The sequence below is a fragment of the Bacillus sp. PK6-16 genome, assembly GCF_056530295.1.
Window position 1 is genome coordinate 1,627,497 of sequence record NZ_CP096511.1, and the last position, 25,617, is coordinate 1,653,113.

Consider the following 25,617-nt stretch of genomic DNA (forward strand, 5'->3'; position numbering starts at 1 on the left):
GTATGTATAAAACTTCCGAATTGCTTAATAAGTTAATAGTGTAATAGGGAATGTTCCCTGTTAAAAGGAGGAACACAATGGAATACGTAATTGAGATGAATAACATTACGAAAGTATTCCCAGGCATTGTAGCGAATGATGATATTACGCTGCAAGTAAAGCAGGGTGAGATACATGCTTTACTTGGAGAAAATGGTGCAGGGAAATCCACATTGATGAATGTACTATTTGGTTTGTACCAACCAGAGCAGGGCGAAATTAAAATTAAAGGTAAACCTGTAAAAATCACAAATCCGAATATAGCAAATGACCTTGGTATTGGAATGGTCCATCAACACTTTATGCTTGTTCATAATTTTACAGTTACAGAGAATATTATTCTCGGAAATGAACCGAAGAAAAAAGGGAAAATTGCTGTTGAGGAAGCTGCTAAAGAAATTCAAAAACTGTCTGAACAATACGGTTTATCTGTAGATCCATATGCGAAAATACAGGATATTTCAGTTGGTATGCAGCAGCGTGTTGAGATTTTGAAAACTCTTTACCGCGGTGCAGAAATTTTAATATTTGATGAACCAACAGCTGTGTTAACACCGCAAGAAATTCATGAGCTAATTCAAATTATGAAAAAGCTTGTGCAAGAAGGAAAATCTATTGTTCTTATTACACATAAGTTGAAAGAAATTATGGAAGTTTGCGATCGTTGTACGATTATTCGTAAAGGAAAAGGGATTGGAACGGTTGACGTTGCAAATACGGATGAAAATAAACTTGCAGAATTAATGGTCGGACGTCAAGTGAATTTTAAAACAGAAAAAATAGACGCGAAGCCAAAAGAAGAGGTACTTTCAATTGCAAACCTTGTTGTTCACGATGCACGTCAACTACCTGCTGTAAAAGGCCTTGACTTAACTGTTCGTGCGGGGGAAATTGTTGGGATTGCAGGGATTGATGGAAACGGACAAAGTGAATTAATAGAAGCAATTACTGGTTTACGAAAAGTTGAGTCAGGTTCTATTGCAATTAAAGGAAAAGAAATAACAAATTGGCCTGTTAGAAGAATAACAGAAGAAGGAATTGGTCATATTCCAGAAGATCGTCATAAACACGGACTCGTTCTTGATTTTTCTGTTAGAGATAATATAGTTCTGCAAACGTATTATAAAAATCCATTTTCAAAGAAAGGGATTTTAAATTTCAGCAAAATTACAGAAAAAGCAAAGGCTCTTATTGAACAGTTTGATGTGCGTACACCTAGTGAGCAAACGTTGGCACGTGCTCTATCTGGGGGGAATCAACAAAAAGCAATTATTGCACGTGAAGTAGACCGAAATCCAGATTTATTAATTGCGGCACAGCCAACACGTGGTTTAGATGTAGGAGCAATTGAATTTATTCATAAGAGATTAATAGAGCAAAGGGATAAAGGAAAAGGTGTATTACTTTTATCATTAGAGTTAGATGAAATCTTAAATGTTAGCGATCGAATTGCTGTTATTTATGAAGGGGAAATTGTAGCAATAGTTGATGCGAAAGAAACGAATGAACAACAGCTTGGATTGTTAATGGCTGGAGGAACAAAGAAGGAGCAGGTGGGTACAAATGGCTAAAAAGCTTTTAACAGAACGAACGATAAATATTTTAGTCCCAGTACTATCCGTTATTTTCGGCTTACTTGTAGGAGCGATTGTAATGCTAGTTAGTGGCTATGATCCAATTGTTGGTTATAGTGCACTTTGGACAGGAATGTTCGGCAGCGCAAGTGCGATTGGTGAAACGCTTCGTACAATGATACCGCTTATTCTTGCTGGCTTATCGGTGGCGTTTGCATTTCGTACAGGTTTATTTAATATCGGGGTAGAGGGTCAATTGTTAGTTGGTTGGCTTGCAGCGGTTTGGTTCGGTTATGCAGTCTCACTACCAGCTTTCCTTCATATTCCATTATCTATTTTATTTGCAGCATTGGTGGGCGGAATTTGGGGCTTCATTCCGGGATATTTAAAAGGGAAGTTTCAAGTGAATGAAGTTATTGTAACTATTATGATGAACTATATCGCGTTGTATGTAACGTATGACATCATTAAGCGTTTCTTACATGCGGGTAATGACAAAACGTATGATATTAAAGAGAGTGCGTCACTATCTTCAGACTGGCTTGCTTCTATTACTGATGGTTCACGTCTACATTGGGGAATTATTGTAGCAATTTTAATCGCTATTTTAATGTGGTTCTTATTAGATCGAACAACTTTAGGTTACGAATTAAAGTCAGTAGGATTTAATCAGCATGCTTCTCAATATGCAGGTATGAAAGTTTCTCGTAATGTAGTATTCTCCATGACAATTGCTGGTGCATTTGCGGGGATTGGTGGAGCGATGGAAGGATTAGGGACATTCCAGAGTATGACAGCGATGTCTTCGTTTACAGGAGTAGGATTTGATGGGATTGCCGTAGCATTACTTGGAGGGAATAATCCGTTTGGTATAATCCTTTCAGCTTTATTATTTGGTGGTTTGAAAAGTGCTTCCCCTCAAATGAACTTTGAGGCAGATGTACCGTCAGAGCTTATTAATGTAATTATTGCATGTATCATCTTCTTTGTTGCATGTAGTTATGTGTTAAGATGGGCGCTTACACGCATGAGCAAGGAGGGGAAATAAATGAGCTTTTTAGATATATTAGCCATTCTTGTGACGGGTACGTTATATACATCGGCACCTATCATTTTCACAGCACTAGGTGGTGTATTTAGTGAACGATCGGGTGTTGTAAATATCGGATTAGAAGGACTAATGCTATTTGGTGCATTTATTGGAGTCGTTACAAACTTATTAATGGGTGATACTTGGGGAACGATGACTCCGTGGATTGCGTTACTATTTGCGGCAATTGGTAGTGGATTATTTGCATTACTTCATGCGGTAGCTTCTATTACATTCCGAGCAGATCAAGTTGTAAGTGGTGTAGCCATTAACTTCTTATCTCTTGGTTTAACAGTATTTGCAATTAAGAAGATTTTTGATAAAGGGCAGACTGACTTTATTCAGTATCGTATTGAAAAGATTGATATTCCAGGCCTTTCGGATATTCCGGTTTTAGGGAAAATATTTTTCTCGAACGTACCAATAACGTCATATATTGCCATTATTTTAGCATTCGTTGTTTGGTATGTTATTTATAAAACACCGTTCGGTCTTCGTCTACGTGCTGTTGGTGAACACCCAATGGCAGCGGATACGATGGGGATTAACGTATATAAAATGCGCTATATTGGAGTCTGTATTTCAGGAGTGTTTGCTGGAATTGGTGGAGCGATTTTTGCAATGTCAATTTCTAATAACTTCTCAGGGGCAACTATTACAGGACAAGGTTTCTTAGCTTTAGCTGCTATGATTTTTGGAAAGTGGAATCCACTAGGCGCACTAGGTGCAGCTCTATTCTTTGGTTTTGCGCAATCTTTAAGTGTAACGGGCGGAACAATCCCTGTATTAGATCAAATTCCAAGTGTTTTATTAACGATATTACCATATATATTCACAATATTAGCGCTTGTCGGTTTTGTAGGTCGTTCTGAAGCTCCTAAAGCATTAGGAACTCCTTATGAAAAAGGAAAACGATAAGTATTTTATAAGTATAAAAAAGCTCGCACATTAGTGTGGGCTTTTTTACATAGAATATATTTAATACGGAATTTTACTATGTTCCTTACATATTAAAGTTTTTAGAAAGAATCATATGTAAGCATAATAAGGGAGAAAAGTTGATTTTTTATTTCTAAAAACTGTATATTGAAGAGGAATATTCCTATATACGTAAAGGAGGGCTATAAATGAAACTAATGGAACAACAACTACATGAGTTAGGTGGTTTGCGCGTACATATTATTCCGACTGATAAATATAAAACGAATACCTTTGTATTTCGTTTTAAAGCGCCTTTAAATGAGGAGACGGTGACAGAGCGTGCCCTATTGCCATACGTATTGCAAAGTGCGACAGAAAAATTACCTTCTGTAATTCGTCTTCGTCAATATTTAGAAGAATTATACGGATCTTCTTTAGCGGTAGATGTAAGTAAAAAAGGGGAAGACCATATTATCTCCATTTATGTAGACATTGCAAATGAAGTTTATTTACATGATGCACCACCGTTATTTGAAAAAGCGCTTTCTATGTTGTCAGATATTGTGTTACATCCAGCAACGGAGGGGAACGGTTTCCTATCTTCTATCGTAGAAAGTGAAAAAAGAGCACTGTTACAGAGAATTGAAGCTACTTATGATGATAAAATGCGTTATGCAAACGAGCGTTTAATTGAAGAAATGTGCAAAGTAGAACCGTATCGCTTAAGTGCAAATGGAAAAAAAAAGAGTGTTATGTCTATTACAAATGAAAGTTTGTATCAATATTATCAAAAGGTGTTAGCGGAAGATGAAATGGATCTATATATTATTGGTGATATTTCAGAAAACGCCGTTGATCTTGTAAGTAAGTATTTTTCTATTTCAACTCGTCCAGTGAGAGAAAGAAATGTACTCCTTCATAGACGAAATAATGAAGAAAAAGAAGTTGTTGAAAAACAAGAATTAAAACAAAGTAAATTACACATCGGTTATCGTACATTTGTCACATATAAAGATGAAGATTATTTTGCATTGCAATTGTTCAATGGATTGTTTGGTGGCTTTTCTCATTCGAAGTTATTCGTAAATGTGCGTGAAAAAAATAGTTTAGCGTACTATGCAGCATCGCGCTTTGAAAGTCATAAAGGTTTATTATTTGTTATGTCAGGAATCGAAGCGAAAAATTATGAAAAAGCAGTTGAGATTATTAAAGAACAAATGCTTGCGATGCAAAACGGAGAGTTTTCTGAAGAAGAAATACATCAAACAAAAAGTGTCATCCAAAATCAAATATTAGAGGCAATTGATACACCACGTGGCTTTGTAGAAATGCTATATCATGGTATTATTTCAGATCGTACACGTCCAGTTGAAGAATGGCTTACAGGTATAGAAAGTGTGACGAAAGAAGAAATTGTAAAAGTTGCTAAAAATATTGAACTAGATACAATTTACTTTTTACAAGGAACGGAGGGAGAGTAAATGGAGAAAATTGTTTATGAGCAATTAAAAGAAACACTCTATTATGAAAAACTTCCTAATGGATTAGATGTATATGTTTTACCGAAACAAGGATTTAATAAAACATTTGCGACGTTTACGACGAAATATGGTTCTGTAGATAATACATTTGTACCATTAGGGAAAGAAGAAATGATTCGTGTGCCTGATGGAATTGCACATTTTCTTGAGCATAAATTATTTGAAAAAGAAGATCACGATGCTTTCCAATTGTTTAGTAAACAAGGAGCATCGGCAAATGCTTTTACATCCTTTACACGAACAGCTTACCTTTTTTCATGTACTTCAAACGTAGAACAAAATTTAAATACATTGCTAAACTTCGTGCAAGAGCCTTATTTCTCTGAAAAAACGGTTGAAAAAGAGAAGGGGATAATTGGGCAAGAAATTCAAATGTATCAAGATAACCCAGATTGGCGTTTGTACTTCGGGTTAATTGATAGCTTGTTTGTAAAACACCCAATTAAAATTGATATTGCAGGGACAATCGAATCTATTAGTAAAATTACGAAAGATTTATTGTATGAATGTTATGAAACATTTTATCATCCGAGCAATATGTTATTATTTGTTGTGGGTGCAATTGATCCAGAGAAAACAATGGATTTAGTACGTGAAAATCAAGCGAAAAAAGATTATAAAAACCAGCCAGAAATTGTGCGTTCATTTGAAGAAGAACCAAATGAGGTAAATGAAAAGAAAAAAATTATTTCAATGCCTGTGCAAACACCGAAATGTTTAGTTGGTATTAAAGCGACTAATTTAAAGGAAAAGGGGCAAGCGCTTTTAAAACAAGAAATTGCGCTTACGTTACTCTTAGATTATTTATTTGGAAAAAGTTCTGTTCATTACGAAACTTTATATAATGAAGGGCTTATTGATGATTCATTCTCGTATGACTATACAGAAGAAAATAACTTCGGTTTTGCAATGGTTGGCGGTGATACGAAACAACCTGATGAATTGGCAAATCGTTTAAAAGATATTTTATTAAAAACAGATTATGATCAATTAGATGCGGCGGCATTAGAACGAGTGAAGAAAAAGAAAATTGGTGGTTTTTTACGCTCGTTGAATTCACCAGAATATATTGCAAATCAATTTACACGATACGCGTTTAATGAATCTAGCCTATTTGACGCATTGACTGTATTAGAAGGACTAACCGTTCAAGACTTACAAGAAGTAGCGAAATTATTGTTATCAGAAGACAAAATGAGTATTTGTCAGGTGTTACCGAAAAAATAAAATTAAAAAGATACCCTCATCTTATCATTGAAAAATTGTAAGATGAGGGTATTATTTAGTTATGTGAAAATTGAACTTGTAGAGATAAGAGAGGGACTTTATGAAAAAGTATGCGTTAGTAACTGGAGGGAGCGGAGGAATTGGCTCTGCTATTTCGAAACAATTAATTCAAGATGGATATACAGTTTATGTTCATTACAATAACAGTGAAGAAAAGGTATTGGAATTGCAGAAGGCATGGGGAGAAGTTATCCCTGTTCAAGCGAATTTAGCTTCTAGTGATGGAGCAGGGCAATTGTGGGGACAAATTGAACATCCTATTGATGTTATTGTATACGCAGCTGGGAAGAGTATTTTTGGACTAGTAACAGATGTAACAAACGATGAATTGGATTATATGGTAGAACTTCAAGTGAAGAACGTATATAAATTACTTTCTATGGCACTTCCGCCTATGATCGGGAGAAGAAGTGGTAATATTGTAATTGTTTCATCTATATGGGGACAAATAGGGGCTTCTTGTGAAGTGCTTTATTCAATGGTAAAAGGGGCACAAAATTCATATGTGAAAGCTTTAGCGAAAGAAGTTTCTTTAAGTGGATTACGTGTGAATGCAGTAGCACCAGGAGCAATTGAAACGGAAATGTTAAGTGTTTTTTCTGAAGAAGATAAAATGGGAATTGCTGAAGATATACCATTAGGTAGAATAGGATTACCAGAAGAAGTAGCGAAAACAGTTTCATTCCTCGTATCACCAGGAGCGTCTTACATAACTGGACAAATTATCGGAGTGAATGGCGGTTGGCACTGCTAAAAAATTCTTACATAAAAAATGAATAGTTGCACAAATTAAGGATGATTTTATTACTCAATAGTGAGGTGCTTAATTATGTCAGTATTAGATAATTTTGATCAGTGGAAGAGCTTTTTAGGAGAACGTTTAGAGCAAGCGCAAGACAAAGGTTTAGATGGCGGTGCGGTATCAGATATGGCGTTTCGTGTTGGCGACTATCTTGCTAATGAAGTAGAAGGACGCAATGACCAAGAGAAATTATTAGCTGAGCTTTGGAAAGTTGCTGATGAACAGGAGCAACATACAATTGCAAATTTAATGGTTAAGTTCGTACAACATAAGTAAAAGTAGAGAGGAGATTCTCCTCTCTACTTTTTTTGTATAATAATTACACAGGGTAGATTATACATTTAGCTTCCCTATTAAGGTGAAATCATATAATATAGTACGTAGGTGTAAAGTAAGCAAGGGGAGTGATCTTGGATGATTGAATGGTATTTTGAATATGAAATACATAAAAACCGACCTGGCTTGCTTGGTGACGTTTCTTCGTTAATCGGTATGCTCGGCATTAATATTGTCACAATTAATGGTGTAGATAATGCACGACGTGGGTTACTTCTTATGTGTGATAATCAAGAGCAAATCTCTAGACTTGAATCAATTTTAAATACGATGGATAACATAACGGTAACGAAATATCGTCCGCCCAAGCTAAGAGATAAGCTAGCGGTTAGGCATGGTAGGTACATACAACGAGATGCAGATGATAAGAAAACATTTCGATTTGTGCGTGATGAATTAGGCTTACTTGTAGACTTTATGGCAGAAATTATGAAAAAAGAAGGCCATAAACTAATTGGGATACGCGGAATGCCTCGTGTCGGAAAAACAGAATCCATTGTTGCTGCAAGTGTTTGTGCAAATAAAAGGTGGTTATTTGTATCATCTACTCTTATTAAGCAAACTGTTCGTAGTCAATTAATTGAAGATGAGTATAGCGATGACAATATTTTCATCCTAGATGGAATTGTGTCAACGAAGCGTGCTAACGAAAGACATTGGCAGCTCGTTCGTGAAATTATGAGATTGCCTGCAACGAAAGTTGTGGAACATCCTGATGTATTTGTGAGTCAGTCAGAATACACATTGGATGATTTTGATTATATTATCGAGTTGCGTAACGATTATGATGAAGAAATTCAATATAATTTAGTAGATGAAATTGAGCAAGGTACGCAAAATAATTTCTCTATGTTTGACTTTTAAAGAAATATTGAGGTGTTAGTAGTGACGGAATTGGGACAAAAGCTGAAAGAAGCAAGAGAAGCGAAAGGCTTGTCTATTGATCAGCTGCATGAGATTACAAAAATTCAAAAACGCCATTTAGTGGCAATTGAAGAAGGCAATTATGATGTATTGCCAGGAGCTTTTTATGCGCGTGCATTCATTAAACAATACGCAGATGCGGTTGGATTAAATGGAGAGGAACTGCTCGTAGAACATCAGAGTACGATACCACAATCTGAAAAGCGTGAAGTTCCACAAGTATCAACGGGACAAAAAACACAAGAAACAATGCAAAAATCTTCATCATGGCCAATTGCAGATCACATGCCGAAAATCTTAGTTGCGCTGTTAGTAATCGCAGTTGGAGTGGTAATCTGGTTTGTGTTTCAAGCGTTAACTGGAAAAGATGATGAAAAAGTTCCGAGCGCTCAAAGTGAGAAAATTGAAGTTCAAAAAGCGAAAGATTCTCCGTTAGATACGAAGAAAGATGAAGTGAAAGCGGAAGAGCCAAAAAAAGAGGAACCAAAGAAAGAAGAACCAAAGAAAGAGGAGCAACCAGCACAACCAACTGGACAGCAAGAAGTGAAAGTAGTTGGAACAACTGGAAAGGTATCTACTTTGGAAATTCATAATAATAAAACATTAGAACTGGAATTATCGGGTAAAGGTGCGAGTTATGTAGATGTTAAAGATGATGCTGGGAATGTGATTCTAAACGCTACAGTACAAGAGGGCCAAATAGAAAAACGTGATGTATCAACATTAAAAGAAGTGCGACTTAATATTGGAAATGCAACGAATGTTGAAGTTAAACTGAATGGCCAAGTGGTCGCTTATCCATTGGATCCAGAAAAAGAACTTCACCAAAGATTGGTGATAAAAAACCAAGGGATAGAGCAACCTGCACAATAACAGTCATCGCTTCGATGACTTTTTTTCGATGAACAAATGTTTTTGATATGATGGAGGAATAGCTGTGAATTTACCAAATAAAATTACAATATCTAGAATCTTCTTAATTCCAATTTTTATGGTAATTATGTTAGCACCCTTTGATTGGGGTTCATACAAAATTGGTGATGTTGATTTACCGATTCAACATTTAGTGGGGGCACTTATCTTTATCATTGCTTCAGCTACAGATTGGATTGATGGACATTACGCAAGAAAATATAATCTTGTAACGAATTTAGGGAAGTTTCTTGACCCGTTAGCTGATAAATTACTTGTTTCGGCAGCACTTATTACATTGGTAGAGATGCAATATGTACCGGCTTGGATTGTTATTGTAATTATCAGTCGTGAGTTTGCGGTAACTGGTTTACGTCTTGTACTTGCTGGAACAGGGGAAGTAGTTGCAGCAAACCAGCTAGGAAAAATTAAGACATGGACACAAATTATTGCGATTGCAGCATATTTATTACACGATGTACCTTTAAATTTAATCCATATTCCAGTTGCGGATATCTTCATATGGATTGCATTAATCTTTACTGTTATTTCAGGATGGGATTATTTCTGGAAAAATAGAGCTGCTTTTGTAAACTCAAAATAGAAGTTTATGGGGGAATTGGGATGAATGCTGAGATTATTGCGGTTGGAACTGAATTATTACTTGGACAAATTGCAAATACAAATGCCCAGTTTTTATCTGAAAAGTTAGCTTCAATCGGAATTAACGTGTACTATCATACTGTTGTTGGTGATAATAATAAGCGATTGCAAAAGGCGATTGAAGCTGCGGAAGAACGTGCTGATATACTTATTTTTACAGGTGGATTAGGACCGACAAAAGATGATTTAACGAAAGAAACGATAGCTATTAGTTTAGATGAAGAGCTTGTGTATGATGAAAAGGCATTAGCCTTAATAAGTAATTACTTTAAGCGTACAGGCCGTGAATTTACGGAGAATAATAAAAAGCAAGCGCTCGTTTTAAATGGAGCAACAGTATTTGCAAATGACCACGGTATGGCGCCGGGTATGGGGGTAAATAAAAACGGAAAAGTTTATATTTTATTACCAGGGCCGCCAAAAGAAATGAAACCAATGTATGTAAGTTACGTAGAGCCTTTTTTACGTAATTTTACAACAGGAGAAAACATTTATTCTCGTGTGCTTCGTTTCTTCGGTATTGGGGAGTCCCAATTAGAGGTGAAAGTTCAAGATTTAATTGATGGACAAACAAACCCAACAATCGCCCCGTTAGCAAATGATGGAGAAGTGACATTACGTTTAACCGCTAAGCATCAAAATGTTAGCGAAGCGGAGAAACTAATTCAACATGTGGAAGATTTGATTTTAGAAAGAGTAGGAGAATTTTTCTACGGATATGACCAAGAATTTTTGCATTATAAGGCAATCGAGTTATTGAAGAGAAAAGGGTTAACTTTAGCGTGTGCAGAAAGTTTAACAGGTGGTCTTTTTGGAAATCAAGTAACTGAAAACGCTGGTGTTTCTTCTGTGTTTAAAGGCGGTGTCATTTGTTATCATAATGATGTGAAGCAACATGTTTTACGTGTGCCTGAAGAAGTGTTGCATACTGATGGTGCAGTTAGTAAAGAATGTGCTCGTTATCTTGCTGAAAATGTTAAGGATGTACTAAAAGCGGATATCGGAATTAGTTTCACTGGTGTAGCAGGGCCAGATGCTTCAGAACAGAAAGAACCAGGAACAGTATTTGTTGGGCTTTCGATTAAGGATGAACCAACTGTAGTCTTTCCTCTTAATTTAAGCGGAAGTCGTCAACAAATTAGAGAACGAACAGCAAAATATGGATTTTATCATTTATATAAAAAGCTAGAAGAGATATAAGTTTCTTCTAGTTTTTTTACGGTTAAATTTAGATATTATTTGATAGAAAATAAAAAAATCGAATAAATGTTCGATTTTTGTTGGCAAATTGAATTGAAAATAGGTATAATAAGATTAGCAATTCAGTTAAGGAGGAATTTTGAATGAGTGATCGTCAAGCAGCGTTAGATATGGCGTTAAAACAAATAGAGAAGCAATTCGGTAAAGGTTCAATTATGAAATTAGGAGAACAAGCGGAGCGTAGAGTTTCTACGGTTTCTAGTGGTTCTTTAGCACTTGATGTGGCACTAGGGGTAGGCGGATATCCACGTGGCCGTATTATCGAAATTTACGGACCTGAAAGTTCAGGTAAAACGACAGTTTCATTACATGCAATTGCAGAAGTACAACGTCAAGGTGGACAAGCAGCATTCATCGATGCGGAGCACGCAATGGATCCTGTATATGCACAAAAATTAGGCGTTAACATAGATGAATTACTATTATCACAGCCTGATACAGGGGAGCAAGGATTAGAAATCGCGGAAGCACTTGTACGAAGTGGTGCGGTTGACATTATCGTAATTGACTCTGTAGCAGCTCTTGTACCGAAAGCAGAGATTGAAGGCGACATGGGTGACTCACACGTAGGTTTACAAGCACGTTTAATGTCACAAGCACTTCGTAAGCTTTCAGGAGCAATCAACAAATCAAAAACAATTGCAATCTTTATTAACCAAATTCGTGAAAAAGTTGGGGTTATGTTCGGAAACCCAGAAACAACTCCAGGTGGTCGTGCGTTGAAATTCTATTCAACTGTTCGTCTTGAAGTGCGTCGTGCGGAGCAATTAAAGCAAGGTAACGACATCGTTGGTAATAAAACAAAAGTAAAAGTAGTGAAAAATAAAGTAGCACCACCATTCCGTGTTGCTGAAGTTGATATTATGTACGGAGAAGGTATTTCAAGAGAAGGTGAAATCTTGGATATGGCTTCTGAGCTTGATATCGTTCAAAAGAGCGGTGCTTGGTATTCTTATAATGAAGAACGCCTAGGACAAGGTCGTGAAAATTCGAAGCAGTTCTTAAAAGAAAATACAGATTTAAGAGAAGAAATTGCCTTCTTTATTCGTGAGCATCACGGAATTAGTGAAGATTCTGGTGCTGAGGGTGCAGAAGATCCAACTCTTCTTGATTAAAAAAATAAAAGACACGGCCTCGTGTCTTTTATTTTTTTATCTACTATTAAGGAGCATAATATTATAGATAAAAAATATTTTTTTACTTCAAATGCGTTGTGTAAAGAGGGATATTTAAATATTTTAAGTAAAAGAAATGGGAATTACTAAGGTTTTCCAGTATAGTAGGCTCCTTACTTTTAAAATTTAGGTCACATTCAAGGCTGAAGGCAAAGAAAGTAAAAGTAGACAACGCTTGACAATGAAAATTACGATAGATACAATGAGAATGTATATTTTTTCTTATATACAATATACTCTTCTCAAGAAGAGAAGTAATATTCGGAGTAAGGTTTAAATCTTACCGAAATAATAATATGACATTTTAATTGTGAAATGAAGAAAGTCCCTTAAAAAAGCGGGACGACGGTCTTTGCTGTATGTTGTAATTCAATGTACATGCCGACAGTCTTTTTTCATTCATAGCAAGGGGAGGTGAAATCATGACGAGTACAGTTTGGATACTCATCTCCATTTTGCTTGCAACAGTCGGTGCAGTTGTTGGCTTTTTTGTTCGAAAGTCTATTGCTGAAGCGAAGATTAATGGTGCGGCTAATGAAGCGAGACGTATTTTAGACGAAGCGAATCGTGATGCTGAAGCACTTAAGAAAGAAGCGCTTTTAGAAGCAAAGGATGAAATTCATACACTTCGTACAGAAGCTGAATTAGAAATTCGTGACCGTAGAAGCGAATTACAAAAACAAGAAAATCGTTTAATGCAAAAAGAAGAGAACCTTGATCGTAAAGACGAAACGCTCGATAAACGCGAGCAACAGTTAGAGAAGAAAGAGGAATCTCTTGTAGCGAGACAACAACAGATTGAAGAGTTGGAAAGCAAAGTGGGAGAGTTAGTTCAAAAGCAACAAACAGAATTAGAGCGCATTTCCAATCTGACACGCGAACAAGCGAAAGCAATTATTCTTGGTAAAGTAGAAAGTGAAGTTTCTCATGAAATCGCTGTTATGGTAAAAGAAAGTGAAGTTCGCGCGAAAGAAGAAGCGGATAAGAAAGCAAAAGAGATTTTATCTCTTGCAATGCAAAGATGTGCAGCTGATCATGTTGCTGAAACAACCGTTTCGGTTGTAAATCTTCCAAATGACGAAATGAAGGGACGTATTATCGGGCGTGAAGGTCGTAATATTCGTACGTTAGAAACGTTAACGGGTATTGACTTAATTATCGATGATACACCAGAGGCGGTAATCCTTTCTGGATTCGACCCAATTCGTCGTGAAACAGCTCGTATCGCTCTTGATAAACTAGTACAGGACGGACGTATTCACCCAGCGCGTATTGAAGAGATGGTCGAAAAATCAAGACGTGAAGTGGACGAGTATATTCGCGAAGTCGGAGAGCAAACAACGTTTGAAGTGGGTGTTCACGGATTACATCCAGATTTAATTAAAATTTTAGGTCGTTTAAAATACCGTACAAGTTATGGTCAAAACGTCTTAAAACACTCTATGGAAGTTGCATATTTAACTGGACTTATGGCGGCAGAGCTTGGCGAGGATGAAAAACTAGCAAGACGTGCAGGTCTATTACATGATATCGGAAAAGCGATTGACCATGAAGTAGAAGGAAGCCACGTTGAAATTGGTGTTGAACTTGCAACGAAATATAAAGAGCATCCTGTAGTTATAAACAGTATCGCATCTCACCATGGTGACACAGAACCAACTTCTATCATTGCAGTTTTAGTTGCAGCAGCAGATGCTTTATCAGCTGCAAGACCAGGAGCTCGTAGTGAAACACTTGAAAACTATATTCGTCGTCTTGAAAAGTTAGAAGAGATTTCAGAGTCTTATGAAGGCGTTGAAAAGTCATTTGCAATTCAAGCAGGACGTGAAGTTCGTATTTTGGTAAAACCAGATACAATCGATGACTTAGAAGCTCATCGTTTAGCTCGTGATATCCGAAAACGTATTGAAAATGAACTGGATTACCCAGGACATATTAAAGTAACTGTTATTCGTGAAACACGTGCAGTGGAATACGCAAAATAAAGTGGTGAAACACCACTTTATTTTTTTGTGTTGGAATTGGATAAAATAAATACAGTTAGTTATATAGTATAAAAGTGAAACAAACTTATAATAAACATATTATAAGGAATTTACTTGATGCTATAGCAATAAAAAATGCAGTACATAGAAAGGGTAAGACATATGAGAATATTATTTGTTGGGGATGTAGTAGGATCTCCTGGTAGAGGTATGATTCAACAATACGTACCGGCATTAAAGAAAAAATATACACCTACAGTAACAATCATTAATGGAGAAAACGCAGCAGGTGGCCGTGGGATTACAGAAAAAATATATCGAAACTTTTTAGAATGTGGGGCGCAAGCAGTTACACTTGGAAACCACGCTTGGGATAATCGTGAAGTATTTGAATTCATCGATGATGCAAAATATCTTGCAAGACCAGCTAACTTCCCAGAAGGAACTCCAGGAAAAGGACTTATCTTTGTGAACTGTAATGGAACAGAAGTTGCAGTTATTAACTTACAAGGACGTACTTTCCTTCCTCCGATTGATTGTCCATTCCGTAAAGTGGATGAATTAATTAATATTGCGAAAAAACGTACGAATATTATCTTTGTTGATTTCCATGCGGAGACTACAAGTGAAAAACAAGCGCTAGGTTGGTATGTAGATGGGCGTGCTACAGCAGTAGTAGGTACGCATACGCATGTCCCTACAGCAGATAACCGTATTTTACCAAGCGGAACAGCATACATTACAGATGTTGGGATGACAGGGCCATATGACGGAATATTAGGTATGGACAGAGAAGCAGTATTGAAGAAGTTTTTAACAAACTTACCAGTACGATTTGAAGTAACAAATGGTAGAACGCAATTAAGTGCAGTGTTAATTGATGTGGATCCAAATACAGGAAAAGCAAAGAAAATTGAACGTATTTTAATTAATGACGATCAACCATTTTTTGAGTAAATTCCCGTTAAATTTTAGATAAGTTATTATATTTTAATTTTTTAGAAAAATTACGAAAATTTAGCAGGAATACGCGCCATTCCTCGTGAATATAAGTTAAAGTGAAATAATTGCTAATACTTTTTAAAGAAACGAGGAGGAAACGCGGAATGGAAATATTAAAAGTTAAAGCAACGTCGGTCCCTAATTCTGTAGCTGGTGCACTTGCAGGTGTTATTCGCGAACGCGGAACAGCAGAAATTCAAGCTATTGGTGCAGGTGCATTGAACCAAGCGGTAAAGGCAGTAGCAATCGCAAGAGGATTTGTAGCGCCTAGTGGTTTGGACCTGATTTGTATCCCAGCGTTTACAGATATTATGATTGATGGCGAAGAGCGTACAGCAATAAAATTAATTGTAGAACCTCGTTAAGTTTTAAACAACCTGTTTGCAGTATGCAAACAGGTTGTTTTTATAATGGAGGAATGAAAATGAAAATTTTTGATGCTCATTGTGACGTGCTTCTTCAGTTATGGAGTGCACAAGGGAAAAGGAATTTTAACGATGATTCACAATTACATATTACATTTGAACAGTTAAAGAGAAGAAAAGGAAGTATACAATGTTTTGCTATATATGTACCAGAAACAGTGGCATATGAAAACCGATTTGAAGCAGCATTACAAATGGTAGATATTTTTTATAATGAAATTTTATCCCTACCAGGTGTAAAGTTTATTCAGACAAAAGATGATATTAACATGTTAAAACAGGACGAGGTTGGAGCGATATTAACACTAGAAGGATGCGAAGCAATTGGAAAAGAAGCAATGAAATTACGGTTGTTGTATCGCCTAGGAGTACGTTCTTTTGGACTAACATGGAATTATGCCAATCTCTTAGCTGATGGTGCGCTAGAGACACGTGGGGCGGGTTTAACGAATTTTGGTAAACAGGTTGTACAAGAACTGAATGCGCTACATGTATGGACTGATGTGTCTCATCTGAATGAAAGAAGTTTTTGGGATGTTATAGAGATTGCAAAAAATCCTATTGCTTCCCACTCAAATTGTATGAAACTTTGCGAGCACCCACGTAATTTAAACGATGAACAACTTAAAGCTCTTATAAAGAAAAATGGCATGATCGGTGTCACTTTTGTACCGCAGTTTCTAACGAATGAAAATGAAGCAAATATAACAGATATAGTAAGACATATCGAATATATTTGTTCATTAGGTGGAGAGTACAATATAGGATTTGGTTCAGATTTTGATGGGATTTTAGAAACAGTTGTAAATGTATCAGTTTATCGAGATTATGAAAATGTAATGAATGAGCTTTGTAAACACTATGCTGCATCTACTGTAGAACGATTTTTATATGATAATTTTGTAGAACATATGAGTTTTTAAGTTTTGGTTTAAAATTCAGAAAAATTAAAATTAATTCATTTGATTTTATTGCTTTTTTTAAGACCTAATACTAGAATGAAAAACAAAATAGCTTTATACTAAAGATTCAGGGAAATCAGAAGAGGCATAATTTGCGTCCGTTGTAGTTTATTTGCATAAAAAATGCTAAACTATTACTGTAAAAAAATACACTACAATGAATGCAGCCAAAAGGGGTGTAGGAGATGATTAGTCAACTTTCATGGAAAGTTGGAGGCCAACAAGGTGAAGGAATTGAAAGTACAGGAGAAATCTTCTGTATTGCATTAAACCGATTAGGATATTACCTATACGGTTACCGCCACTTCTCATCACGTATAAAAGGCGGCCATACAAATAATAAAATTCGTGTAAGTACAACAGAAGTACGAGCGATCTCAGATGATTTAGATATTTTAATTGCTTTTGACCAAGAAACAATTGATTTTAATTTCCACGAACTACGTCCAGGTGGAATTGTAGTTGCGGATGCGAAATTTAATCCAACAATACCTGACAATACAGATGTAAATCTATATGTGATACCGTTTACAGATATTGCTTCAGAATTAGGCACATCATTAATGAAAAACATGGTTGCTGTTGGAGCATCAAGTGCAGTATTAGGATTAGATGAAACAGCTTATTTAGATGTTGTTGAAGAAATCTTTGGTCGTAAAGGAGAGCAAGTCGTTCAAAAGAATATGGACGCAATTAAACGCGGCTCTCAATATATGAAAGAATTACTAGGTGAGAAAGTAAACATGATGCAGCTTGAAAAAGCTGATGGTAAAAAACGCATGTTTATGATTGGTAACGATGCAATCGCATTTGGTGCGGTAGCTGGTGGTGCTCGTTTTATGTCAGCATACCCAATCACACCTGCATCAGAAATTATGGAATACTTAATTAAAAAATTACCGAAAGTCGGCGGAACAGTAATCCAAACTGAGGATGAAATCGCAGCTTGTACAATGGCAATCGGTGCAAACTATGCTGGTGTTCGTACATTAACGGCATCTGCTGGTCCAGGTCTTTCATTAATGATGGAAGCAATCGGTTTAGCAGGTATTACAGAAACTCCATTAGTAATTGTTGATACACAACGTGGCGGCCCAAGTACAGGATTACCAACTAAGCAAGAACAGTCTGACTTAATGGCGATGATTTACGGTACGCATGGTGAAATTCCAAAAATCGTAATGGCGCCAAGTACAGTTGAAGAAGCTTTCTATGACATTGTAGAAGCATTTAACTTATCTGAAGAATATCAAGTTCCTGTTATTTTCTTAACAGATTTACAGCTTTCTTTAGGAAAACAAACAGTAGAACCACTTAAATTAGATAAAGTGGAAATTCGTCGTGGTAAGCTTGATTTAGAAGTAGAATTACCAGAACGTGAAAATAAAGCATACTTCAAGCGTTATGAAGTAACAGAAGACGGCGTTTCACCACGTGTTTTACCTGGTATGAAAAATGGTGTTCACCATGTTACAGGTGTAGAACATGATGAAACTGGAAAACCATCGGAATCAGCAATAAACCGTAAAGATCAAATGGACAAACGTTTCCGTAAAATGGAGAACTTGAAGTTTAATACCCCTGTTTATAAAAATGTTAAGCATGAAGAAGCAGACGTATTGCTTGTTGGATTTAACTCAACTCGTGGTGCGATCGAAGAGGCAATGACGCGTTTAGAACAAGAGGGTATGAAAGTAAACCATGCTCATGTGCGTTTAATTCACCCGTTCCCAACAGCTGAAATCGATCCACTTGTGAAAAAGGCGAAGCGTGTTGTAGTAGTAGAAAACAATGCAACAGGTCAGCTTGCTAACATTATGAAAATGAATCTTGGTAATGGTGAGAAAATTTCTAGTCTTTTAAAATATGATGGAAACCCATTCTTGCCGAAAGAGATTTACAACGAATGCAAAAAAGGGGTTGTATTAAATGGCAACATTTAAGGACTTTCGTAACAGTGTAAAGCCAAACTGGTGCCCAGGTTGCGGAGACTTCTCAGTGCAAGCTGCAATTCAACGTGCGGCAGCTAACGTTGGCCTAAATCCAGATGAACTTGCTGTTATTTCTGGTATCGGCTGTTCAGGCCGTATTTCAGGTTATATTAATTCATATGGTGTGCATAGTATTCATGGTCGTGCCCTTCCAATTGCGCAAGGTGTGAAAATGGCAAATCGTGATTTAACAGTTATCGCTTCAGGTGGTGACGGTGATGGGTTTGCGATTGGTATGGGTCACACAATCCATTCTATTCGTCGTAATATCGACATTACGTACATCGTAATGGATAACCAAATTTACGGATTAACAAAAGGGCAAACTTCACCACGTAGTGAAGCTGGATTTAAAACGAAAAGCACACCACAAGGTTCAATTGAACCATCACTAAATGTAATGGAAATGGCCTTAACAGCTGGTGCGACATTTGTGGCGCAAAGCTTTTCGAGTGATTTAAAAGAATTAACACAAATTATTGAAGCTGGTATTAACCATAAAGGATTTTCATTAATTAACGTATTTAGCCCATGTGTTACTTACAATAAAGTAAATACTTACGATTGGTTTAAAGAGAATTTAACGAAACTAAGCACAGTAGAGGGATATGATCCATCTAATCGCATGATGGCTATGCAAACTTTAATGGAAAATAACGGTTTAGTAACAGGGTTAATTTATCAAAATACTAAGCAACCATCATATCAAGAACTTGTTAAAGGCTATAGTGAAGAGCCTTTAGTGAAATCTGATTTAAATATGGATCAGAAAATGTTTGATGAGCTTGTTGCTGAATTTATGTAATGTAAGAAGAGGAGGTTGCCGATTTGGTAACCTTTTTTTTATGTACAAAAATATAGGGTAGCCTTATTTACTTAGAAAATTCAGAATGATAAAATAATATATAAATCGTTGTATGAAAATGGCAAGTTCATTGCTTATGAAATGTAAGATAATAAAGGGCCTCTTTATTGTTAAAATTGGCGAAATACATCATACTATGGTAATGTTTATAGGGATAAAGCAATATGCTTTTTGGTAGGACAACAAGAAATGATAAAAAGGGAATGTCTATTTGCGTGGGGAAGACTTCATTCTTATGAATGATTAGATTGATTACTCAAGTTTCAAAGGACAAGTTATCTCTCAAGCTATCTAACCATTTTTGAGGTGAGTCTAGGCGCATTAAAATGGACTATAGAGTATGTATAGTTAAGGGTGAAAGGAGATTACCGATGAACGAGCAACAACGATTAGCAAGTCAACAAGCAAATTCCTCTACGAAAAAAGAAGAGAAAGATTATAGTAAATACTTTGAAAATGTATATCAACCACCTTCCTTAAAGGATGCGAAAAAGCGCGGGAAAGAAGAAGTTAAAATTGAACGGGATTTTGGCTTACCTGAAGAGTTTCGCAATTTTGGTACAGGAAGAAAGTTCTATATTCGTACATATGGTTGTCAAATGAATGAGCATGATACGGAAGTAATGGCAGGTATTTTCACCGCACTTGGATATGAACCAACTTTTTCAACTGAGGATGCAGATGTAGTTTTATTAAACACTTGTGCAATTCGTGAAAATGCTGAAAATAAGGTGTTTGGTGAGCTAGGCCATTTAAAGTCACTCAAACGAAGAAATCCAGACCTTTTAATTGGTGTATGTGGTTGTATGTCTCAAGAGGAATCTGTTGTAAATAAAATTATGCAAAAAAATCAGCATGTAGATATGGTATTTGGAACGCATAATATTCATAGATTACCGTACATTCTAAAAGATGCGATGTTCTCGAAAGAGACGGTAGTTGAAGTATGGTCAAAAGAAGGTGACGTAATTGAAAACCTTCCGAAAGTACGTCGTGGTGATATTAAAGCTTGGGTAAATATTATGTATGGCTGTGATAAATTCTGTACGTATTGTATTGTACCGTATACACGCGGAAAAGAGCGAAGTAGACGTCCAGAAGATATTATCCAAGAGATTCGTCATTTAGCTGCAAATGGTTATAAAGAAATTACTTTACTTGGTCAAAACGTAAATGCATATGGTAAAGACTTTGAAGATATAGAATACGGTCTTGGCGATTTAATGGACGAACTTCGTAAAGTTGATATTGCCCGTATTCGTTTTACAACGAGCCATCCACGTGATTTCGATGATCACTTAATTGAAGTGCTTGGAAAAGGTGGCAACCTAGTAGAACATATCCATTTACCAGTTCAATCTGGAAGTACGGATATGCTGAAAATTATGGCACGTAAATATTCGCGTGAGCATTATTTAGAACTTGTAAGAAAAATTAAAGAAGCAATTCCAGATGTAGTATTAACAACAGATATTATCGTTGGTTTTCCAAATGAAACAGATGAGCAATTTGAAGAAACGATGTCGTTATATCGTGAAGTAGGGTTTGATACTGCCTTTACATTCATTTACTCTCCTCGCGAAGGTACACCAGCTGCAAAAATGAAAGATAATGTACCGATGGAAGTAAAGAAAGAACGTCTTCAACGCTTAAATACACTAGTAAATACGTTGGCAATTGAAAAGAATAGTCGTTACAAAGGTCAAATTGTAGAAGTGTTAGTTGATGGGGAAAGTAAAAATAATCCGGAAGTACTTGCAGGTTATACTCGTACGAATAAACTTGTAAACTTCGTCGCTTCAAAATCTTTAATTGGTCAGCTTGTGAAAGTAAAAATAACGGAAGCAAAAACTTGGTCTCTTAACGGGGAATTAGTTGAAGAGCCGATTGAGGTGAAATAATAGATGAAAGTATATTCGAAAGATGACATTGTTGAACAAGCGAAAGAATTAGCAAAAATGATTTCTGAAACAGAAGAAGTTGATTTTTTTAAGAAAGCAGAGGCGCAAATTCATAAAAATGAAAATGTAAAGCGCGCAATCGATGAAATTAAAGCACTGCAAAAACAAGCAGTAAACTTGCAACATTACGGGAAATGGGAAGCTTTAAAAAAGGTAGAAGCTGAAATTGATGCATTGCAAGATAAGTTAGACAGTATTCCAGTCGTACAACAATTTAAATCTTCACAAACATACGTAAATGACTTATTACAGTTAGTTGCTAGTACAATTTCTAACAACGTAACAGATGAAATATTAATTTCAACTGGTGGCGATGTACTAAAGGGTGAAACTGGCGCAGCGGTAGAAAGTAAAAAAGGAAATTGTGGTTGTTAAAGAGATGTCATATTGACATCTCTTTTTTTGTGGATTAAACGTAAGGTCTTCTCAAAAAAAGAATGACACATTCCGCTATTGTCACGCATATGATTAAGTGAATAGTGATTGAGGAGGGTTACGAATGTCCGAATTTAGAGAGATTATTACAAAAGCAGTGGTTGGAAAAGGACGTAAGTATACAAAGTCAACGCATACATGTGAATCGAATAATGAGCCAACAAGTATTTTAGGGTGCTGGGTAATTAACCACTCGTACGAAGCAAGAAAGAATGGAAAACATGTGGAAATTGAAGGTTTCTATGATGTGAACACTTGGTATTCATTTGATGGAAATACAAAGACTGAAGTTGTAACAGAACGTGTGAACTACACGGACGAAGTAAGTATTGGTTATCGTGATAAAAACTTTTCTGGTGACGATTTAGAAATTATTGCTCGTGTTATTCAGCCGCCAAATTGTTTAGAAGCACTTGTATCACCAAATGGTAATAAAATTGTTGTAACTGTAGAACGTGAATTTGTAACAGAAGTAGTTGGAGAAACGAAAATTTGTGTAAGTGTAAATCCTGAAGGCTGCGTAGAATCAGATGATGATTTCCAAATTGCTGATGATGAATTTGAAGAATTAGATCCGAACTTTATCGTTGATGCAGAAGAAGAGTAATAGAAAGCTAGGGAGAAGTTCTTCCTAGCTTTTTACTTTACATAAGTGGCGCTGAATGAACATGATTCTTTATGAAATATGTTATAATGAAGAAAGACTCCTGAAATAGGAGATAAGAGTGTCCGTGAAATGCGACATATATGAAAATAGATTATCATGTAAGAATTATGGAGGAAAAGTATGACTCAATATACGCCTATGATACAGCAATATTTAAAGGTTAAGGCAGATTATCAAGATGCCTTTTTATTTTTTCGCTTAGGCGATTTTTATGAAATGTTCTTTGAGGATGCTGTTAAAGCAGCCCATGAACTTGAAATTACATTAACGAGCCGAGATGGCGGTAGTAGTGAACGTATACCAATGTGCGGTGTACCATATCATGCGGCTAAAAACTATATTGAACAACTTGTTGAAAAAGGATATAAAGTAGCTGTTTGTGAGCAAGTAGAAGATCCGAAAACAGCTAAAGGTGTAGTACGTCGTGAAGTAGTACAATTAATTACGCCAGGAACGATGATGGAAGGGCGTACAATTGATGAGAAAGAAAACAACTTCTTAGCCGCATTAACACATTTTGAAGATGGATCATATGCATTAGCTTGTAACGACTTAACGACTGGACAAAATACAGTAACGTTACTGACTGGTTCAGTAGAAGATATTTTATTAGAAGTGTATGCAACTGGTTCGAAAGAAATTGTTGTTGATTCTTCATTTTCTAAAGATGAACTAAACAAGTTAACTGAAACATTGAAAATGACGATTTCGTATGAAGATGCAACGGCAATTCCGGAAGGATTAGAACATCTTGTGAAAAATGTTTCACAAGCAAAATTAATTAAAGCAGTTGGACGTTTATTTAACTATGTAATAAGAACGCAAAAACGTTCTTTAGATCATTTGCAACCAGTAGAAATTTATTATACGAATCAATTTATGAAAATTGATGTACATTCAAAGCGAAATTTAGAACTGACAGAAACACTTCGGACGAAAGAAAAAACAGGATCACTATTATGGTTATTGGACAAGACGAAAACAGCTATGGGTGGTCGTATGTTAAAACAGTGGATGGAACGTCCACTTATACAGAAAGAAAGAATTGAAGAGCGTTTAGAAATGGTTGAAACGTTTGTAAATGATTACTTCTTACGTGAAGATTTAAAAGAAAAGTTAAAAGAAGTATATGATTTAGAACGCTTAGCAGGAAAAGTTGCATTTGGTAACGTAAATGCAAGAGACTTATTACAATTAAGACGTTCATTACTTCAAGTGCCAGCTATTTTAGAAGCAATTAGTTTGTTAGATAACGCTTATGCATCGAGATTAATTCAAGGTGCAGATCCATGTGAAAGCTTAACAGAATTACTAGGAAGAAGTATTCAAGAAAACCCACCGCTTTCAATTAAAGATGGAGATATTATTAAAGATGGTTATAATGACAAGCTTGATCAATATCGTTACGTGAGTAAAAACGGGAAAACGTGGATTGCTGAGCTTGAAAAAAGAGAACGTGATATTACTGGAATTAAATCGTTAAAAATCGGATACAACCGTATTTTTGGTTACTACATTGAAGTAACGAAAGCGAATCTTGCAGCACTTCCAGAAGGCCGCTACGAACGAAAACAAACGCTTGCTAATGCTGAACGTTTCATTACAGATGAACTGAAAGAAAAAGAAACGTTAATCTTGGAAGCTGAAGAAAAAATCGTACAGCTAGAATACGATTTATTTACAGCACTTCGTGAAGAAGTAAAAGTATTTATTCCGAAATTACAACATTTAGCGAAAGTAATTAGTGAATTAGACGTACTGCAAAGTTTTGCGACAGTTAGTGAAGAAGAACAGTTTGTAAAACCTGTACTGACAACGAAGCGCGAAATCTTTATTAAAGATGGTCGTCATCCTGTCGTTGAAAAAGTATTGAACGGGAAATTGTATGTACCGAATGATTGTATTATGCCAGAGAATATGGATGTCTTTTTAATTACAGGGCCGAACATGTCTGGTAAAAGTACGTATATGAGACAATTAGCACTTGTAACGGTTATGTCGCAAATCGGTTGTTTCGTACCAGCAACAGAAGCAGTATTACCTGTATTTGATCAAATCTTTACGAGAATTGGTGCAGCGGATGATTTAATATCAGGTCAAAGTACATTTATGGTCGAAATGTTAGAAGCGAAAAATGCAATTGCAAACGCATCAGAAAGAAGTTTAATTTTATTCGATGAAATTGGACGCGGTACATCTACCTATGATGGTATGGCACTTGCACAAGCAATTATTGAACATATTCATGACCAAATTGGTGCAAAAACGTTATTCTCTACGCATTATCACGAATTAACGGTGTTAGAAGAGAGTTTAGATCAACTGAAAAATGTACACGTTTCAGCAATTGAAGAGAATGGAAAAGTAGTATTCCTTCATAAAATTCAAGACGGGGCAGCAGATAAAAGTTACGGAATTCACGTTGCGCAACTTGCAGAGCTTCCAGATAGCTTAATCGCCCGCGCGAAAGAAGTGTTAGCACAGCTAGAAGGACAGGAAGAAATTATTATTCCAAAACGAGTAGAAGTGAAAGTACAAGAAGCTGCTCCAGAACCTGTAGTTGTAAAAGAGGAAATAGCAGAAATACAGGAAACGAAAGTAGAGACTGAAGAAGAATCGCAACTATCTTTCTTTGGAGGAGAACAGTCTTCGAAGAAACAAGACAAACCTCTGCTAGATCAAAAAGAAACAGCAGTATTGGCGCAAATTAAAAAAATCGATTTACTTGATATGACACCTTTAGAAGCGATGAACGAATTGTATCGCTTACAGAAAAAGTTAAAGAAAGGATGAGTAAGTA

Annotated in this window: 22 protein-coding genes; all 22 read left to right on the plus strand. The window is 36.1% G+C overall.

Annotation, left to right across the window (positions count from 1 at the left end; genetic code table 11):
- The first annotated feature begins 77 nt into the window (after positions 1-77).
- Positions 78-1,610: an ABC transporter ATP-binding protein gene (locus M1D66_RS08500; protein WP_000456914.1), complete on the plus strand. Its 1,533-nt coding sequence runs from the start codon at positions 78-80 to the stop codon at positions 1,608-1,610.
- Positions 1,603-2,661: an ABC transporter permease gene (locus M1D66_RS08505; protein WP_001085254.1), complete on the plus strand. Its 1,059-nt coding sequence runs from the start codon at positions 1,603-1,605 to the stop codon at positions 2,659-2,661. The genes M1D66_RS08500 and M1D66_RS08505 overlap by 8 nt, the downstream gene beginning before the upstream one ends.
- On the plus strand, positions 2,662-3,621 hold the full coding sequence (locus M1D66_RS08510; protein WP_000008856.1) for an ABC transporter permease: 960 nt from the start codon (positions 2,662-2,664) through the stop codon (positions 3,619-3,621).
- 209 nt (positions 3,622-3,830) lie between these two features.
- The gene (gene yfmF / locus M1D66_RS08515; protein ID WP_242555101.1) at positions 3,831-5,105 is read left to right on the plus strand and encodes an EF-P 5-aminopentanol modification-associated protein YfmF; all 1,275 of its coding nucleotides are present in this window, start codon (positions 3,831-3,833) and stop codon (positions 5,103-5,105) included.
- On the plus strand, positions 5,106-6,392 hold the full coding sequence (yfmH, locus tag M1D66_RS08520; protein WP_000411976.1) for an EF-P 5-aminopentanol modification-associated protein YfmH: 1,287 nt from the start codon (positions 5,106-5,108) through the stop codon (positions 6,390-6,392).
- Positions 6,393-6,492: 100 nt separating this feature from the next.
- A complete protein-coding gene (gene ymfI / locus M1D66_RS08525; RefSeq protein WP_000759608.1) occupies positions 6,493-7,206 on the plus strand; it encodes an elongation factor P 5-aminopentanone reductase in 714 nt (237 codons plus the stop codon).
- A 75-nt stretch (positions 7,207-7,281) separates the two neighbouring features.
- Positions 7,282-7,530: a DUF3243 domain-containing protein gene (locus M1D66_RS08530; RefSeq protein ID WP_000114450.1), complete on the plus strand. Its 249-nt coding sequence runs from the start codon at positions 7,282-7,284 to the stop codon at positions 7,528-7,530.
- A gap of 138 nt (positions 7,531-7,668) precedes the next feature.
- On the plus strand, positions 7,669-8,454 hold the full coding sequence (locus M1D66_RS08535) for a DUF3388 domain-containing protein (protein WP_000574107.1): 786 nt from the start codon (positions 7,669-7,671) through the stop codon (positions 8,452-8,454).
- A 21-nt stretch (positions 8,455-8,475) separates the two neighbouring features.
- On the plus strand, positions 8,476-9,387 hold the full coding sequence (locus M1D66_RS08540; protein ID WP_000137461.1) for a helix-turn-helix domain-containing protein: 912 nt from the start codon (positions 8,476-8,478) through the stop codon (positions 9,385-9,387).
- Between the two features lie 64 nt (positions 9,388-9,451).
- Entirely contained in the window at positions 9,452-10,030 is a 579-nt protein-coding gene (gene pgsA, locus M1D66_RS08545; RefSeq protein WP_001052967.1) for a CDP-diacylglycerol--glycerol-3-phosphate 3-phosphatidyltransferase, read from the plus strand.
- A 20-nt stretch (positions 10,031-10,050) separates the two neighbouring features.
- Complete coding sequence (cinA, locus tag M1D66_RS08550; protein ID WP_086386202.1) at positions 10,051-11,289, plus strand: competence/damage-inducible protein CinA; 1,239 nt, start codon at positions 10,051-10,053, stop codon at positions 11,287-11,289.
- A gap of 143 nt (positions 11,290-11,432) precedes the next feature.
- On the plus strand, positions 11,433-12,464 hold the full coding sequence (gene recA, locus M1D66_RS08555) for a recombinase RecA (protein ID WP_076875911.1): 1,032 nt from the start codon (positions 11,433-11,435) through the stop codon (positions 12,462-12,464).
- Positions 12,465-12,946: 482 nt separating this feature from the next.
- Positions 12,947-14,509: a ribonuclease Y gene (gene rny / locus M1D66_RS08560; RefSeq protein WP_000204911.1), complete on the plus strand. Its 1,563-nt coding sequence runs from the start codon at positions 12,947-12,949 to the stop codon at positions 14,507-14,509.
- Positions 14,510-14,671: 162 nt separating this feature from the next.
- Complete coding sequence (locus M1D66_RS08565) at positions 14,672-15,466, plus strand: TIGR00282 family metallophosphoesterase (RefSeq protein ID WP_001221095.1); 795 nt, start codon at positions 14,672-14,674, stop codon at positions 15,464-15,466.
- A 149-nt stretch (positions 15,467-15,615) separates the two neighbouring features.
- Positions 15,616-15,876, plus strand: coding sequence for a stage V sporulation protein SpoVS (gene spoVS / locus M1D66_RS08570; RefSeq protein ID WP_000404341.1), 261 nt, complete (start codon positions 15,616-15,618; stop codon positions 15,874-15,876).
- A gap of 59 nt (positions 15,877-15,935) precedes the next feature.
- Positions 15,936-16,859, plus strand: coding sequence for a dipeptidase (locus M1D66_RS08575; protein WP_000688045.1), 924 nt, complete (start codon positions 15,936-15,938; stop codon positions 16,857-16,859).
- Between the two features lie 224 nt (positions 16,860-17,083).
- Positions 17,084-18,841, plus strand: coding sequence for a 2-oxoacid:acceptor oxidoreductase subunit alpha (locus M1D66_RS08580; RefSeq protein ID WP_000625418.1), 1,758 nt, complete (start codon positions 17,084-17,086; stop codon positions 18,839-18,841).
- Complete coding sequence (locus M1D66_RS08585) at positions 18,828-19,694, plus strand: 2-oxoacid:ferredoxin oxidoreductase subunit beta (RefSeq protein ID WP_000190155.1); 867 nt, start codon at positions 18,828-18,830, stop codon at positions 19,692-19,694. The genes M1D66_RS08580 and M1D66_RS08585 overlap by 14 nt, the downstream gene beginning before the upstream one ends.
- Before the next feature lie 431 nt (positions 19,695-20,125).
- Positions 20,126-21,655: a tRNA (N6-isopentenyl adenosine(37)-C2)-methylthiotransferase MiaB gene (miaB, locus tag M1D66_RS08590; protein ID WP_001005379.1), complete on the plus strand. Its 1,530-nt coding sequence runs from the start codon at positions 20,126-20,128 to the stop codon at positions 21,653-21,655.
- Positions 21,656-21,658: 3 nt separating this feature from the next.
- Entirely contained in the window at positions 21,659-22,090 is a 432-nt protein-coding gene (locus M1D66_RS08595) for a YlbF/YmcA family competence regulator (RefSeq protein WP_000870461.1), read from the plus strand.
- A 124-nt stretch (positions 22,091-22,214) separates the two neighbouring features.
- Positions 22,215-22,757 carry an outer spore coat protein CotE gene (gene cotE, locus M1D66_RS08600; protein WP_001288799.1) on the plus strand — a complete coding sequence of 181 codons (543 nt, stop codon included), beginning with the start codon at positions 22,215-22,217 and terminating at the stop codon, positions 22,755-22,757.
- A gap of 180 nt (positions 22,758-22,937) precedes the next feature.
- Positions 22,938-25,610, plus strand: a complete 2,673-nt coding sequence (gene mutS / locus M1D66_RS08605; RefSeq protein WP_000196026.1) for a DNA mismatch repair protein MutS — start codon at positions 22,938-22,940, stop codon at positions 25,608-25,610.
- Positions 25,611-25,617 lie beyond the last annotated feature (7 nt).